Consider the following 14,860-nt stretch of genomic DNA (forward strand, 5'->3'; position numbering starts at 1 on the left):
GACGTTATCGCTAACGTCGGCAAGATAGCATGGTCGTCGGGCGACATTCAAGGGCGGATGAACGCGGGGTTTCCCGAGTGCGCGCCGACCCCGGAATGCGTGGATACGCGGGAAATAGCGATGAAACGGAAAACACCCGGCTTTGAAGCGGAGGCTGAAAAAAAGGACGCCGGCGTGTCAGGGTGGAGGAGTTTGACCACGCCGGCGCGGCCCGGACCAACGTCCGGCCGGGCCTGTCCATACGACTCGCTACTGCTGAGAACTCACTGGATACTGCATGGAAATTGCGGTTGCTGCCGCAGACTGCGTCTGTTCCGCCCGAATCAGAACAGATGCATGACGCCCGCGAACACGCCGAACTGGCCCTGCCCGTAATTCGGATTGCCGTTCGCCGACGAGCCCGTGGTCGGATCGTAGTCGTTGTTGCCGTACGAACCGTTGCCGAGGTTGATATTCGACGTCGAGCTGTTATGCACGTAGCCCGCTTCCGTGTAGAGGAAAGTGCGCTTCGACAGGTTGTACGTGCCGCCCAGCGTATAGAGCGTGGCGTTACCGTTGCCCTTGTTGGCGTTGGCGTGGAAGACCGCCGCCGTGATGGCCGCCGCCGCGTTGATCTGCCAGGCTGCGCCGATCCATTCGTGATCGACCGCCGTCGGTGCGGATACGCCGCCAGGCTGCGAAGCATCGGTCACGCCCACGCTCGCGTTGGTCGCGTTCGGCGCGCTCAGATGCTGATAGCCCGCGTAGAACTTGACCGGGCCGAACACCAGCGTGCCGCCCGCGAGGATCGAGCGCGAGTGCTGATAGACGTCGTTGAACGTGCCGTCTGCGCCGCGCACTTCGTCGTAGATCACGCGGAAATCGCCGAGGCCGTACGAATAGACCGCTTCGATGCCGTCCGTGCGGCCCTGCCCCGTGGGCGTCGAGGCCGCGTTCCACTTGGTGTTGTTGGTCAGCGCGTACTGGCCGCGCATGTAGAAGCCGCCCCAACTCGGCGTCTGGTATTCGAAGCCGTTCGAGGCGCTCGCCCAGTTGCGGCCGCGCACCAGCGTCGCGATTGCGTAACGCTGCATCAGTTGCGGGTCTGCGCCCCAACTGTCCTGCGAGATTTCGCCCGCGCCGAGATTACCCATCTTGAAGGTACCGTAGCGGTCGTTGTCGAAACCGACGATCGCGTGACGGCCGAACAGCGCGCCCGCCGACTGGCCCGTCTGCGTGTTGAGCTGGCCTTCGAGCTTGAAGATCGCCTTCGTGCCCGCGCCGAGATCTTCGGAGCCTTCGAGGCCGAACCACGAACAACCCCAGTCGCCGCTTTCGGCGCTCACGGCGTTCTTGTTGCCCGGCAGACCTGTTTCGTACTGAATGCCGTTGTCGATACGGCCGTACAAGGTGACTTGGCTTTGCGCCTGGGCGGCGGACGATACCGCAGCCAGCACGGCGAGGCCAATCAGCTTCTCTTTCATCAGGTATCCTATCTTTTTGCGTGTGTCTCCAAACCACGTCCCGGCTTCGTGGGGCTTGCCGGCGCAGCGACCCGAAATGCGCGAGGCTCAGGCCCCTTGCACTTCGGGAGCCGATTATAAAAACGCCCCGCGCGCTCGCGGCGGCCTCAAGCGCCAGGGAAAATGCGCCCCAGTTCTAACGTTGTTTCCACTCGGGAGTTGCGCTAGCGCTAACGTTATGGCCATGTCATGTGGTCAGATCCGGCGGCGAAGCCGGTCGCAGCGTGGCGCGACGCGGGCGCGCCAGCGTTACACACGTGTGCAAACCGCGGTGGAAACGCGTTCCACCGTGTTACCGACCGGACGGTCGCGCTTAACGTTAAAGGTGGGTGTCGCGCTAACGCGACGCTGGCGGGCATGGCTTCTGCGGGCTGAAGTACAGCGGCGCATGTGCGCCACCCCGCCCACCCTTCTCTCTCTGCGATGAATCGACATTCGTCCGCGCCGGGGCCGGCCCCGGCTTCCGCGTCCCTTCGCCCGCTGCGCGTGGCCATCTGGCTCGGCCTGGTCGGTGCGCCGCTGCTCTGGGTGCTGCAACTTGCGCTGGCGGTCACGCTCGTCTCCGCAGCATGCGGCGACGGCATCCAGCGCCACGCCGACATGCCCTGGCCTCACGTCGAGGGCATTGTGGGGGTGGCGTCAGCCTGTGCGTTCGTTATCGCGCTTGCGCTGGCAATCGCGGCCGGTCGCGCGTGGCGCCGGACCGTGTCGCTTTCGCCGGACAAGCACGACTCCCAGCGCTTTATTGCGTGGTGCGCCGCCTCCTGCTCCGTGCTGTTTCTGGCACTCATTGCATTCTCCACGTGCGTGCTGGTGATCGCGCCGATCGAGCGGTTGTGCACCCCGTTCAATTGAAGCGTGTGTGAAAATCCTGCCCCGTTAAAATCGTCTGATCAACGAAATATTTACCGCTTTTACCGCCTGTATTAGAACGCGAAAATCGGGGCCATGGCGAGGAATCGAATGTCTGCGAATGCATTTTGATTTGCGATGCCAAATGCCCGCATCTCGTGCAATTGAATAGTGCGGATGAACCGTAAAGTCGAAGCCGTCGGGGAACCCATAGCGAGCGTTTCCCGGTTTCAGGGAGAAAGGCAGTGACTTCGGTAAATATGGGTTGGGCGCTGCGCGCGACAGTAATGGGCGCGGCGATTTTGGGAGCGGCGGCCGTGCAGGCGCAGGAAGTGTATGTGACGGGGGGCACGCTCGGCGCAGGTCTCGGCGGCGCGATCAATCTGGGCCCGCATTTCGGCATGCACGCAGAAGCAGCGGGATTCGGCCTGAGTCACACCGTGACAGTCGACGATAACCGCTACGACGGGCACCTCACGCTCGCACAGGGCGGCACCTATCTCGATCTGTATCCGTTCGCGTCGAGCGCGTTCCGGTTGACCGCGGGCGCCCTCTTCAACGCGGACTCGCTTTCGGCAACGCTTTCGCCGAACGCGCAAGGTAACTATCAGATCGGCGGCCAGACAGTGCCGGCGCTCGGTCCTTCGCCAACCGCGAAAGCAACGCTGCCGCACGTGATGCCGTATATCGGCATTGGTTATGGTCACAAGAAGCCGGCACTCGGTCTGGGCTTCTCGTTCGACCTGGGCGTAGCGTATGGCCGTCCGCGTGTGTCGTACGACGTGCCGTCGATTTACGATCCGTATGTCTCGCAGCAGGATATCGCCAACGAAGAACAGAAGTTCAGCGACAAGATCACGCGCTATCACTGGTATCCGGTTGCGCAGATCGCATTGACGTATCGCTTCAATTAAAAATAGGGCGAGGCTTCACGCATGCGGGCCTCGCCACATATTGCATCGGCAATCAGAACGACATATCGATGCCAAGCATGGCGACGATCTGCGTAGGTGTCGATGATCCCGTGAGGTTTTGCGAATCGCCGACGGCCGGGGCGGCGTTCACCACTTGCCCCGTGCTGTCCAGCGTCTGGCCGCTCGCGTGCTGCCACGCTTCGAGCGCGTAGAGTTCGGTGCGCTTGGAAAGCCGATAACCCTGCTTCAACGAAAGCTGCGCATAGCGCGCGGCATGCGCGACACCATTACCTTTCGAGGCCATCGTGTACGAGACGCCCGCCGCCAGATTGACGTCCGCCTCGACTTGCCAGCGCGCAAATGCACCGTACGTATTGAACGAAGCCGTGTCCGCGAAAAGCGAACGCGCGCCGGGCAAATAGCGCACGTTGGAATACATCAATCCCACGCGCGTCGGGCCGAAGGTGAAGCTGCCTGCCATGGCGACATCGCGCATCGATCGCGCCGTGACGTAGCCCTGATTCACCTCGGAGACGCCGAACGAGCCGGTCGATGTCGAATCGAATGCGGCGCTCGTGCTGCCTTCCGTGTTTGCCGTGCTGGTGAGCGCGTTATCCATGCGCAGATAACCGGCGGCGAGCGCGAGCGGTCCGTGCGCATAGCGCAGCGCGACGCTCATCGTCTGGCCGCTGCCGATGCTCCCCGCCACGCCACCCAACGCATACATACCCGCTGCCTGCAAGCCATGCCATTGCGGCGACACGTACAGGGCCGCGTTGCTCGCGCGCACGGTCGTGTCCATGCCATCGAGGTCGCCGGGATGCGCGCCCGCCGCGCCGGTCAGCGAACCGACCGACGAAAGCGGCCCCACGAACAGGAAATAAGGCGTGTATTGACGACCAAGCGTGCCGGTGCCGTAACGGTCGTTGGAAAGGCCCACGTAGGCCTGTCGATTGAATATCGAACCGCTCGAAGCCGCTTCGCCTTCATTCAAATCGAAGCCCGATTCCAGCACGAAAATAGCGTGCGTGCCGCCGCCGAGCATCTCATCGCCTTTCAGGCCGAATTTCGAAGCGTACAGATTGCCCTGGCGAAGATAGAGATTCGCGTGACCGTGCTGATTGTTGACATAGCTGATGGCGTCGTCGGCCACGCCGTAGAACGTGAGGCTGCTTTGCGCGTGCGCGGACGGTGATGCCACGGCGGCAACGGCGAGCAAAGCGCTGGCCGATGCACCCAAAAAGGAATTGTTCTGTTTCATTCGATGGGGTGATGCGCACAGAACAATGCTATGGAGTCCGTAGTTAACAATGCGATTCTCTGTTCTATGCATGAATGCTGCTTTGATGCGGCATTTGTCCGGAAGATTCTCCAGACGAATACCGAAACCTGAATAGAAACCGCGCGCACCGCTCAATAGCGCGGTGCGCGCGTTTCAGGGTGAGCAGCCAGCGCAGCCGTCTTGTGACGGCATGCGTTACGTAGCTTGCTCGGCGATCGTCGTGCGGATTACTTGCCGCTCGCAGCCGTATCGATGGTATTGAGCACCTGGCGCAGCGATTTTGCATCGACCTGGCCCGGCGCTGACGCCTGGCCGATCATGCCGAAGGTCAGATCCGAGCCGAACACTTCGCCCGAGAAACGCGAGACCGCACCAAGACCGCCCATCGACATGGTCAGCAGCGGCTTGCGGGAATAGTGATCGCGAATCTGTTCGGTGGCGTCGAGCAGTTTCAGCACGTCAGCGGCGTTATGCGGCATGACGGCGATCTTGAGAATGTCCGCGCCCATCTTGTCCTGCTTGCGCAGCCGCGAAATGATTTCGTCTGTCGACGGGGTTTTCTTGAAGTCGTGGCTCGACATCACGACCTTGATCCCGGCCGCGTGTGCAGCCGCCACAACTTCGCGCACGACGCCCGGATCACGGAACATTTCAACGTCGAGAATATCGATGAAATGCGCCTTGATCAACGCCAGATACAGATCGCCGTATTGTTTGTCGCTGATTGCCTTCGCACCGCCTTCGGCCTTGGTGCGGAACGTGAGAATGAGCGGCTTGCCGTTCGCCACGGCCGCGACCTGCTTGCCCAGTCCGGCGACGCGCGTGGCGTCGGTATCGAAGTCCAGATAGTCGACGCGATACTCGATGATATCGACATCGGGGTTGCTGCCAATCGCGCGCGCCTGAGCCAGCACGTCGTCGGCCGTCGAACCCGTGGTCGGAACGATGATCTTCGGTGCACCCTGGCCGATCACGACGTTGCGGATGGTGATCGGCTCGGCATGCCGTTGTGTGACTGCTGCCGCCGGGGCGCTGGTCGCCGCCGACGCGGTCGTGACCATTGCGAGCCCCTGGGTCGCCAGCAACATCGAAAGCGAAATCACCGTCTTGCGCATCTTCATCGTTTCAAACTCCTTGTCATGTATTCGGGTGTACTCGGGCGTGGACCTCGCGGCGCGCGACGGGCTGGCAAGGCGAAGAAAGACGAAGGTCAGGAAGAAATGAACCGAGGCCGAATCGCGTTTGCGCCGCGTCGTTCATGAACGTGGCCATGCGTGCGCGAGAGCGCACCGGTATCCGGTTCGCGTCGCAGAGTATGAGGGAATTCATGACATGCTGCGCTGTTTCCGCCACGCCGCACGCGAGAAAACGAGCGGTATCGTAGCAAGCATGCCGCGGAAACAGCGCCGCAAAAAATGAAGCTTTCTTTAGGAAGTGTGTTCGGAACCGTTAAAGCGAGCGAGAAGCATCGCGCGTAACGATGCGCTGCGCGTGAGCGCTGTGTTACGGATGCGCGGCCACGCAGTCATGCCGATAGTCGACGGCGAGCTTTTGCTCCGCCGTATTCAGGTCGGCGGGAAACACACCGTTATCCGAGCCGGGTTGATAGCCGCGTGCTTCGAGTTCGCCGAGTTCTTTCATCAGATCGGCGTGCGTGACGCCTCCGGCCGTTTTCTTGAACGGATACGACAGGCATTGTTGATGCGAAAGATGCGTCGCGGCAGAAGCGGCAAAGCTCGACGTGAATACAACGAGGGCCATCGCGAGATGAGGCAAGCTTGATTTGAGGTTCATAATCGACTTTTTTATAGGTTGCGCAGCGCGCTGAACTCGAACCATTAGACTAGCCGACGCCGCTCGCCAGATAGTCCCCCGAAAAGTTAAAGATAATTTAGGTATCGCGACCACGCAATCGTCATTGCGCCGGTTTCAGCCTGCGCTTTCGGGCGACACGTCCACGTCGGCGCGATAACCAAGACGCGGAATGACCACGAGCTTCACCGGCGCGCCGGCTTTCGCAAATCGGCCGCGCAATCTGGACACCAGCCGGTGTAGTGATGTCGGGTCAACCTCGAGTTCGCCGAATACATAATCGACCAGTTCGGCATGACGAACCGGTTCACCAGGATTGCGCAGCAAGCGATCCATCAGCAGATATTCGCGACGACGGAGCAGCAGTGCGCTGCCATCGCTGCAAATCAGGCTGCGCGTGGCGCGCGAGAGCAAGGGTTGCGATGCACTGTCTGACGTCGTTGTATTGGTCGCGGTTTGTATCGTATGGCTGCCGGGGCGCGTGATGGCCTGAAGGCGAGCGTGCAACTCGACATAGTCGCAGGGCTCGTCGAAACAGATATCCACGCCGGAATCCAGTAGTTTGACGCGCGTTTCCGTCGTGGCCTGCGACTCGACGATCACCAGCACCGTATGATTCGGTCGCGCCGCAAGCGTGCGGGCGACGTGCTCCGCCTCGCCGTTCGTCAGCGCGATAATCGCGTCGAGATAGTCGGTGCCGGCGAGCCAGGCAGCGTCATCGGGGCCGTCGAGTTCGACGACGCTGTGATTCGATTCTTCCAGCGCCCTGGCGAGATAGCGCCGCCGTCGCTCGACGCCGATGCAAAGGATGCGCATACCTTCTCTCCTCCGTCGTCCATTCAGTCACGCTTGAATTGCATCCAGCAATCGAGCCGGACGCAGAGACCCGGATGCGCATCCGTAAGCGTCAGGCCGAAATCGTGCAAGCGAACCACGGCCTGCACCACCGAAAGGCCCAGCCCCGAGCCCGGCACGACGCTGGTGAGGTCGCTGCGATAAAAGCGTTGAAAGACCGCTGTGCGTTCGGTATCGGGAATGCCGGGACCGGAATCGGAGACCACAATGGTCGGGCCATCGCTGCCGTCCACCACACTCAGCAATACCGTGCCGCCTTCCGGCGTGAATTTGATCGCATTGTCGAGCAGATTGACGAGCACCTCGAACATCAGCGGATAATCGGCGCGGATGGTGGCGCGCGAGCGCAGATCCACCAAAAAATTCAGACCGTTCGCAGCCGCGACCGGCTGATAAAGATCGGCGGCTTTACGGCACAACGCCTCGATTTCGACATCGCTGAAACCTTTTTTGCGTTTCATCGATTCGATTTCGGAGATCCGCATGATCGCTGCAAAACGCTGCAGCACGTCTTCGGTTTCTTCGCGCGCCTGTTCCAGCAATTGCGCGTGCGACGAAGACAATTCATTGCCCTGAATACGCGCCAGTAGCGAGCGAATGTGAATGACGGGCGTGCGCAAATCGTGTGCGATGCCGTCGCTTGCGCCTTTCACTTCATGCATGAGCCGCGACACTTCGTCGAGCATGTGATTCACCATGGTCGAGAGCCATGCAATCTCGTCGCGCCCCGCTTCGGGCAGACGCGCCTCGAAGTCGCCGCGCGTGATCTGTTGCACGACGCGGCGTACGTCGCTGACACGACGCAATTGCGAAGTCGACACGAGAATGCCAATCGCCAGTCCGCCGAGCACGACAATAGCCGCGCTCCATGCGAGTCCGCCCAGCATATAGGCGCGCAAACGGGACATTTCGTCGACGTCGCGCGAGACGACCAGGATGTCGCCGTTCTCCAGTTTCATCGCCTTCGTGCGCATGTAATCGGGTAGCGCGGTGGCCTGCTCGGCGAGTAGGGGTTTGCTCCAGACGCCCTCGCCGTCCGGCTGCACCCTGGAGGGAAAAGCGAGAATGTCGCCCGCGATATGCCGATGGTTATCGCTGAACAGTCCGTAAAAGTTGACCGGACGGCGCACTTCGCTGCGAATATGGGCCGCGATCTGCATCGGCACCTTGTCGACTGGCAGCGCCGAGAAATACGCGAACTGCCAGGCAATGTTGTAATCCGCCTGCGTCGCCGTATAAGAAGCGGAATTCCAGTAATTCATATACACGACGCCGGACATCGAGCCTGCAAACACGAATCCGTAAATCAACAGCAGCCGGAAAATCGCGCTGCGCCATAGGCTCATCTTCATACGGCTCATCCAAGCATATATCCCGATCCGCGGATCGTCTTGATCAGCGGCTTGAGGCCAGCCCGGTCGATTTTCTTGCGCAGATTGCCGATATAGACTTCAATCAGATTCGTGCCCGGATCGAAGTGCATGTCCCACACCGACTGAAAAATCATGGTCCGCGTCACCACCTGTCCGGAATTGCGCGCGAGATATTCGAGCAAACGGAATTCGACGGGCGGCAGATTGACTTCGATATCCGCGCGTGTCACGGAACGCGCGATCAGGTCGATTTCGAGGTCTTCGACTTTCAGTGTCGTGATCACCTGTTGCTGCAGACGTCCCCTTCGACGCAACAGCACCTGAATGCGGGCGCGCATTTCCGTGGCCGAAAACGGCTTGGCGATGTAATCGTCGCCGCCTGCCAGCAGGCCGGTGACGCGCTCGTCCACGTCGCTGAGAGCGCTGATCATCAGCACCGGCGTTTCGATGCCGACGCTGCGTATGGTCTTCACGATCGTGAGACCGTCGATGCCGGGCAGCACGCGATCGAGCGTAATGGCGTCGAACTCCGGGCTGAGCGCACGTGCAATGCCTTCCGCGCCCGTACGCGCCCACTCGACCTCGAAACCCGCGTTGGTGAGTTCTTCCGTGATGTCCCTGCCAACGATGGGATCGTCTTCAATCGTGAGAATTTTGCTCATGCTCCAACCTGGTTCCAGCCTGATAGATGGGGGACGCCGATCACCCCGTTTTGCGCTCGTGTTTTACAGCCCGCCTTTTCAGCCAGTATCGCAAAGGCGAAATTGGCGAGAATGAAGAATCCTTTAGGTAGGCGCGGACAGGCGCGTGGGGAAACGGACGCAAGCGAAGCGGCGGCGCGCGGGCGCAGTATGCCACCGACGGCGCGAGCGCCACGACGCGGGAATCAGGCCGAATGGACGCCATGTCGCCCAGGCGCGGGATCGAGACCGCGGCAGGCGACAATACGTCGCATTGGAGCAGGTGAATCGGCGGCGAGCTGCCGCGATTGATGAGACGAATGCCTTATCGGCGAGGCGAAGGTGAAGCCCGACAAGGCCGGCGCGGCGCCGTTTTCGCGGCCGCCGCGCCACGCTACGCTAGCGCGTCTTGAACACGTCGATCGACGAAAGCGCGTGACCGTGAAAGTCGAACAACGTGTTGTTGTCCCACTGATCGCCGCCGCCCACTTTCCAGCCGACATCAGGCGTGGGAATCCACTCGGGCTCCCACCAGAAGATGCCCTTGCCGCGCCCGTCCGGAATACTCTTCACCACGTTCGTCAGCGCCGCGAAGAATTGCGACTGGCCTTGCGGAGAAGGCGGGAACGTCGCGGTGCCGGTATTCGTCATTGCGTTGGGCTCCGCGTCGCCGTCGCTCGTGGTCCACGGGTACGCCGTTTCCACCACGATGATGTCCTTGCCATAGCGCGCGGAAAGATCGTTGGCGTTGTTCTGCAGGTCGTCGAGCGAGCCTTGCCATTGCGGATAATACGAAAGCCCGATCAGGTCGAAATTCACACCGCGCTGCACGGCGCTGTCGAACCACCAGCGGCTCTTGGCGTTATCGCCGCCGCTGTCAATATGCAGCATGTGCTTGATATTCGGATCGACGGACTTCACCGCGTCGTGCGCGGTCTTCAGCAGCGTCGCGAGGTTGTCCCATTGATCGTACTTGCCGAGCGGCCAGAGCATGCCGCCGGTGATCTCGTTGCCCGTCTGCACCCATTCGGGTCGCACGCCTTCTTCGCGTAGCATGTGCAGCACACTCGTGGTGTATTCGCCGAGCAGATCGCAGGTCTGCGCGAGATCCTTGCCGGCCCATGCGTGAGGCGGATACTGCTTGCCCGGATCGGCCCACCAGTCGCTGTAATGGAAGTCGATCAGCACGCGCAGCCCGAGTTCGGCGGCGCGGCGTGCGAGCACGCGCACGTGCTTCGCATTGTTGTAGCCCGTGGCGGGACTTTGATTCGCCGGGAAATAATCAGGATTCCCAGGATCATTCCAGACTTTGATGCGGATGGCGTCCAGGCCATGACGCTTGAAGATGCGCAGGCAGTCGTCGGCTTTGCCATGATCGTAGAAGCGTGCGCCGTTCGCTTCGAGTTCGAGCAATGTCGATACGTCGGCGCCCATCGCGAGGTGCTCACCGGGTGCTTCGCGCGCCCCGTTTTCCGTTTCGCCTGCGCGCGCGAGGCCCGGAAGCGAGGCGCCCGACGCGAGCGCCGTGCAGGCCAGCCAGGACAGCATGTCTCTTCGATTCATCTGTGCTCCTCCTTGTTATGCGGCGGGCCATGCGAACGCTGCGACGGTCCGCCTGATGGTCCGGGCATAGCGGCATCATCCATGCATACGATGCTTCCGATACGCCCGACGTGCCGGGTCAGCTCAGCTCGGCTCCGTTATTCGCCTCGACTCAGCGCGGATCGCGCCACGCGCTGACATCGCCGCGCGCGAGTTCCGGAGCGCCGAGCACGAACTGCGCGCCTTCGGGCGCAGGCGCACGCACGCGCGCTTCGCCGAAGTTGAACGCGAAGCTCAAGCCGCCGCGACGCGCGAGACGCACGCCTTCGGGCAGCGTCTGCGTATCGAGCCCGGCCGCGCGTGCCGCCGCACCGAGCAGCGCGCGATGCAGATCGTGCGTGAGCCACGCCGTGGCGTATTGCACGCGGCCGCTCGACAGCAGCGCGGGCCAGCCGTCCTCGAACGTGGCGTCGACCTGCGCGCCTTCGTTCGCACGCACGTGTTCGCGCCAGTGCAAAGCTGCGCCGCTTACGTCGCCGAGCGACAGCGCGGGCGCGAGCGTGGGCCGCAGCGATTCCGCTTCGAGCACCTGCAGCGGCAGCACGCGTTGCAGCGGCCCCGGCGGCAGATTGCCGGGAATCGCGAAGTGCGTGGTTTTCGAGCCGGTACGCGGGCCAAACAGCCAGCGCGCGTCGCTCTGTTCGACCTTGGCGATAAACGCGTCGTCGAGCACGGCCAGCGACGGCACCACGACGAGGCGGTACGCAGAGAGATCCGCGTGACGCGAGACGATATCGACGTCGAGGCCTTGCTCGCGCAGCGCACTGTAATAGTCGAACGCGAGCGTCTGATAATCGAAACCCACGCCGTGGCGTTGAATCTCGAACATCCATTGCGTCTCGTAGTCGAACACGAGCGCGACGGCGGCAGGTGCGGGCGCGCCGAGCGTGCGCAAGGTCTCGCTCAGCGCGATTTCGCGCGCGGCCTGCGCCACTTCCTCGCCGCCCGGCGAGAGTTCGTTATTCGGCAGATTGAGGCCCGAATGCATCTGTTCCTGCGCATACGGGCACTGACGCCAGCGGAAATACGACACGAGTTCCGCGCCGTGCGCGAAGGCCTCATAGGCCCACAGGCGCACCATGCCCTTCGCGGGCACCGGATTCCACGGCGCCCAGTTCACCGGACCGGCCTGCTGCTCCATAACCCAGAAACGGCCCGCGCCAATCGCGCGATAACGGTCGTGATCGAACGCCGACACATCGGGATGCGCGGTGCGTGCATAACGCGCCTTGTCCGCTTCCGGCACGCCGATCACTTCGGTACGCGCGATCGGATAACTGTCCCACGTCGCCACGTCGATGGCGTTGTTCGCCGCGAATTCGTAGTGATCGAAGGTCGTGAAAAAACCCATGAAATTGTGCAGCACGTCCGCATCCGGCGCGTGACGGCGCAGCACCTCGGCTTGCTCGCGATGGAAGCTCGCCACTTCGTCGGACATGTAGCGGCGGAAGTCCAGCAGATGCGAGGGATTGGCGTCCGTAGGCGTGAGCACGGGCAGACCGACCGTCTCGAACGACGGGTACTCCATGCTCCAGAACACGTTGCCCCACGCTTCGTTGAGCGCCTCGATGCTGCCGTAGCGTTGCGCGAGCCACGCCTGAAAACGCTGCTGCGCGGCGGCCGAATAGCTCGGCACCGTGTCGTGGCAACCGAGTTCGTTATCGGTTTGCCACGCGACCACGGCGGGATGCCGGCCATAGCGCTGCGCCATCGCTTCCGTAATGCGCTCGCATTCCTTGCGATACGCGACGCTGGCGATGTCGTAATGGCGTCGCGAACCGTAATTCCAGCGCGTGCCGTCCGCGCGCACCGGCAGCATGTCGGGAATCGAATCGACAAGCCATTTCGGCGGCGACGCCGTGGGCGTACCGAGCATGAGTTTCAGGCCGCGCGCCGCGAGCGTTTCGATCGCTTCATCGAGCCACGTCCAGTCGAACACGCCCTTGCGCGGCTCCATGCGGCTCCACGCGAATTCGGCGATACGCACGTGCGAAATGCCGAGTTCGGCCATGCGCCGCGCGTCGTCGGCCCACATCGTGCGCGGCCATTGTTCGGGGTAGTAGCAGACTCCGATTTGCATGAGTGAAAAACCCGGTACGGTTAAACGTTGAACAGCGGAAAAAGCACCTTCGACACCAGCGAGGATTCGTTTAGCCCTTGCTGGCGCCGAAGGTGAGACCCGCGACAAAATGCTTTTGCATGGCGAAGAACATCAGCACGGAAGGCAGCGCCGCGAGCACCGAGCCGGCCGCCACGAGATTCCACGCCGTGGTCCACTGCCCTTTCAGCGCGGCCACGCCCACGGTGATCGGCGCGGCGTCGTCGCCCTGTGTGAGACAGAGCGCCCAGAAGTAGTCGTTCCACACGAAGGTGAACACCAGAATGCCGAGCGCGGCGAGCGCGGGCCGCACGAGCGGCATGACGATACGCCAGTAAATGGTCCATTCGCTCGCGCCTTCCACGCGCGCCGCTTCGATCAATTCGAATGGCAACTGCTTGATGAAATTGCGCAAAAACAGCGTGCAGAAACCCGTTTGAAACGCGACGTGAAAAATAATCAGCGCCCACACGGTGTTGTAGAGGCCCACGCGCAGCGCCATATCGCGCACCGGAATCATGAGAATCTGGATCGGCACGAAATTGCCCGCAACAAAGGCGAACAGCACGGCGGTATTGCCGCGAAATTTGTAGGTCGAAAGCGCGAAGCCCGCCATCGACGCCAAGACGATTGCGCCAATCACCGAAGGCACGGTAATGAGCACGCTATTGGCGAAGTAATGCAGCATGGGCGTTTGCGTGAGCGCCGCGCCGTAGTTATCGAACAAGGCGAAATGTTTCGGCCAGCCCCAGTAATCGCCTTGCTGGAGTTCTTCGGTGGAGCGGATCGAGGTGACGAGCACGGCCAGCATCGGCAGCAGCCAGATCACGAGCGCGATGGGCAGCGAGAGTTTATAGAGCGCGCGATTCGCGGGTTTCCAGCGTTGGACGGGAAGCGGATACATAAAGGCAACTCCCTTGTTTCAGTGTTCTTCGCGCAGCATGCGGCGCAGATGGAACACGATGTAGACCAGCATGATGGCGAACAGCACGACGGCGATCGAAGCCGAATACCCTTCGCGGTAATACTTGATGGCCTGGTCGTACATGTAATAGGCGAGCACGGTGGAGCTGTCGAACGGACCGCCGCCGCTCATCACCGCGATCAGGTCGAAGCTGCGCAGCGCGCCAATCACGGTCAGCACGATCGCCATGAACGTGACGGGACGCAATTGCGGCAGAATCACGTGCCAGAAAAGCTTGAAACCCTTCGCGCCTTCCATGCGCGCGGCTTCGACAATTTCCGGATTGATCGACGTAAGGCCCGTGAGATAGAGCACCATGCAGAACGGCGTTTGCGGCCACAGCGCGGCGAAGATGATGCCGTAGGTCACGAGCTTGGGATCGCCGATCACCGGCACGCCGTGGCCCAGAATCAGGCGCAGCAGACCGAACGTGGGATCGTAGAACCACGAAAACACGAGACCCACCACCACGCCCGAGAGCACGAACGGCGCGAAAAACAGCGACTTCACGATGCGAATACCGCGCACCGTCTGATTCAGATAGAGCGCGAACATCAGGCCGACGGGCGGTGCGAGCTGGAACAGCACGAGCCAGAGCAGATTGTTCTTGAGCGCCGTATAGAACGTGTCGGTCTGGAATAACTCGATGTAGTTCGCGAGGCCCACGAACGTCTTTTCGGTCATGCCGTCCCAGTTATAGAAACTGAGCGCGATGCTGCTGAAAATCGGGTAGATCACGCAAAGCGTAAACAGCACGCCGCCTGGCAACAGGAAATACAACGCGGCGCGATTCTGCTGGCGACGCGACGTGGAAGCGCGACGCGGCCGCGCCGCCCCCATGGGGCGCGCTACGGTATCGGACATGTTCAGGCCTCGCTATTTATTACGGATGACGAATCAAGCGAATGAAGATTTGCGTGGCGGGC

At 61.6% G+C, this 14,860-nt stretch carries 13 protein-coding genes; 2 read left to right on the forward strand and 11 right to left on the reverse strand.

Features of this window, described 5'->3' with window-relative positions; all coding sequences use genetic code 11:
• Positions 1-323 precede the first annotated feature (323 nt).
• Positions 324-1,463, reverse strand: a complete 1,140-nt coding sequence (locus G5S35_RS36135) for a porin (protein ID WP_065059232.1) — start codon at positions 1,461-1,463, stop codon at positions 324-326.
• A gap of 525 nt (positions 1,464-1,988) precedes the next feature.
• On the opposite strand from G5S35_RS36135, the gene G5S35_RS36140 reads away from it, so the two are divergent.
• Both G5S35_RS36140 and G5S35_RS36145 read left to right on the forward strand, forming a co-directional pair.
• Entirely contained in the window at positions 1,989-2,357 is a 369-nt protein-coding gene (locus G5S35_RS36140; protein WP_110328957.1) for a hypothetical protein, read from the forward strand.
• Positions 2,358-2,599: 242 nt separating this feature from the next.
• Complete coding sequence (locus G5S35_RS36145) at positions 2,600-3,268, forward strand: hypothetical protein (protein ID WP_231957503.1); 669 nt, start codon at positions 2,600-2,602, stop codon at positions 3,266-3,268.
• A 52-nt stretch (positions 3,269-3,320) separates the two neighbouring features.
• On the opposite strand, the gene G5S35_RS36150 is transcribed toward G5S35_RS36145, so the two are convergent.
• The 10 genes from G5S35_RS36150 to G5S35_RS36195 form a co-directional block, all read right to left on the reverse strand.
• Entirely contained in the window at positions 3,321-4,529 is a 1,209-nt protein-coding gene (locus tag G5S35_RS36150) for a porin (protein ID WP_065059229.1), read from the reverse strand.
• A 248-nt stretch (positions 4,530-4,777) separates the two neighbouring features.
• A complete protein-coding gene (gene aroD / locus G5S35_RS36155; RefSeq protein ID WP_183040226.1) occupies positions 4,778-5,671 on the reverse strand; it encodes a type I 3-dehydroquinate dehydratase in 894 nt (297 codons plus the stop codon).
• A gap of 382 nt (positions 5,672-6,053) precedes the next feature.
• Positions 6,054-6,311 (reverse strand): DUF4148 domain-containing protein, encoded by a 258-nt coding sequence (locus G5S35_RS36160; protein ID WP_080180410.1) that lies wholly within the window; start codon positions 6,309-6,311, stop codon positions 6,054-6,056.
• Positions 6,312-6,479: 168 nt separating this feature from the next.
• Positions 6,480-7,178 (reverse strand): winged helix-turn-helix domain-containing protein, encoded by a 699-nt coding sequence (locus G5S35_RS36165; RefSeq protein ID WP_183040227.1) that lies wholly within the window; start codon positions 7,176-7,178, stop codon positions 6,480-6,482.
• A gap of 23 nt (positions 7,179-7,201) precedes the next feature.
• Entirely contained in the window at positions 7,202-8,569 is a 1,368-nt protein-coding gene (locus G5S35_RS36170; protein WP_183040228.1) for a sensor histidine kinase, read from the reverse strand.
• A 5-nt stretch (positions 8,570-8,574) separates the two neighbouring features.
• Positions 8,575-9,252 carry a response regulator transcription factor gene (locus G5S35_RS36175; protein ID WP_065059225.1) on the reverse strand — a complete coding sequence of 226 codons (678 nt, stop codon included), beginning with the start codon at positions 9,250-9,252 and terminating at the stop codon, positions 8,575-8,577.
• A 417-nt stretch (positions 9,253-9,669) separates the two neighbouring features.
• Complete coding sequence (locus tag G5S35_RS36180; RefSeq protein ID WP_183040229.1) at positions 9,670-10,833, reverse strand: glycoside hydrolase family 53 protein; 1,164 nt, start codon at positions 10,831-10,833, stop codon at positions 9,670-9,672.
• Positions 10,834-10,984: 151 nt separating this feature from the next.
• Positions 10,985-12,952 carry a beta-galactosidase gene (locus G5S35_RS36185; protein WP_183040230.1) on the reverse strand — a complete coding sequence of 656 codons (1,968 nt, stop codon included), beginning with the start codon at positions 12,950-12,952 and terminating at the stop codon, positions 10,985-10,987.
• Between the two features lie 70 nt (positions 12,953-13,022).
• Positions 13,023-13,874, reverse strand: a complete 852-nt coding sequence (locus G5S35_RS36190) for a carbohydrate ABC transporter permease (protein WP_065059222.1) — start codon at positions 13,872-13,874, stop codon at positions 13,023-13,025.
• 18 nt (positions 13,875-13,892) lie between these two features.
• The gene (locus G5S35_RS36195; RefSeq protein WP_065059221.1) at positions 13,893-14,798 is read right to left on the reverse strand and encodes a carbohydrate ABC transporter permease; all 906 of its coding nucleotides are present in this window, start codon (positions 14,796-14,798) and stop codon (positions 13,893-13,895) included.
• Positions 14,799-14,860: the final 62 nt, after the last annotated feature.

This window comes from Paraburkholderia tropica, assembly GCF_014171495.1.
Classification (GTDB): Bacteria; Pseudomonadota; Gammaproteobacteria; order Burkholderiales; family Burkholderiaceae; genus Paraburkholderia; species Paraburkholderia tropica.

Excerpts from the sequence above, each read along its gene's own strand:
- G5S35_RS36185 (WP_183040230.1), bottom strand. The coding sequence starts at position 12,952 with ATGCAAATCGGAGTCTGCTACTACCCCGAACAATGGCCGCGCACGATG.
- G5S35_RS36160 (WP_080180410.1), bottom strand. The coding sequence starts at position 6,311 with ATGGCCCTCGTTGTATTCACGTCGAGCTTTGCCGCTTCTGCCGCGACG.
- G5S35_RS36195 (WP_065059221.1), bottom strand. The coding sequence starts at position 14,798 with ATGTCCGATACCGTAGCGCGCCCCATGGGGGCGGCGCGGCCGCGTCGC.
- G5S35_RS36175 (WP_065059225.1), bottom strand. The coding sequence starts at position 9,252 with ATGAGCAAAATTCTCACGATTGAAGACGATCCCATCGTTGGCAGGGAC.
- aroD (WP_183040226.1), bottom strand. The coding sequence starts at position 5,671 with ATGAAGATGCGCAAGACGGTGATTTCGCTTTCGATGTTGCTGGCGACC.
- G5S35_RS36165 (WP_183040227.1), bottom strand. The coding sequence starts at position 7,178 with ATGCGCATCCTTTGCATCGGCGTCGAGCGACGGCGGCGCTATCTCGCC.
- G5S35_RS36135 (WP_065059232.1), bottom strand. The coding sequence starts at position 1,463 with ATGAAAGAGAAGCTGATTGGCCTCGCCGTGCTGGCTGCGGTATCGTCC.
- G5S35_RS36190 (WP_065059222.1), bottom strand. The coding sequence starts at position 13,874 with ATGTATCCGCTTCCCGTCCAACGCTGGAAACCCGCGAATCGCGCGCTC.
- G5S35_RS36170 (WP_183040228.1), bottom strand. The coding sequence starts at position 8,569 with ATGAAGATGAGCCTATGGCGCAGCGCGATTTTCCGGCTGCTGTTGATT.
- G5S35_RS36150 (WP_065059229.1), bottom strand. The coding sequence starts at position 4,529 with ATGAAACAGAACAATTCCTTTTTGGGTGCATCGGCCAGCGCTTTGCTC.
- G5S35_RS36180 (WP_183040229.1), bottom strand. The coding sequence starts at position 10,833 with ATGAATCGAAGAGACATGCTGTCCTGGCTGGCCTGCACGGCGCTCGCG.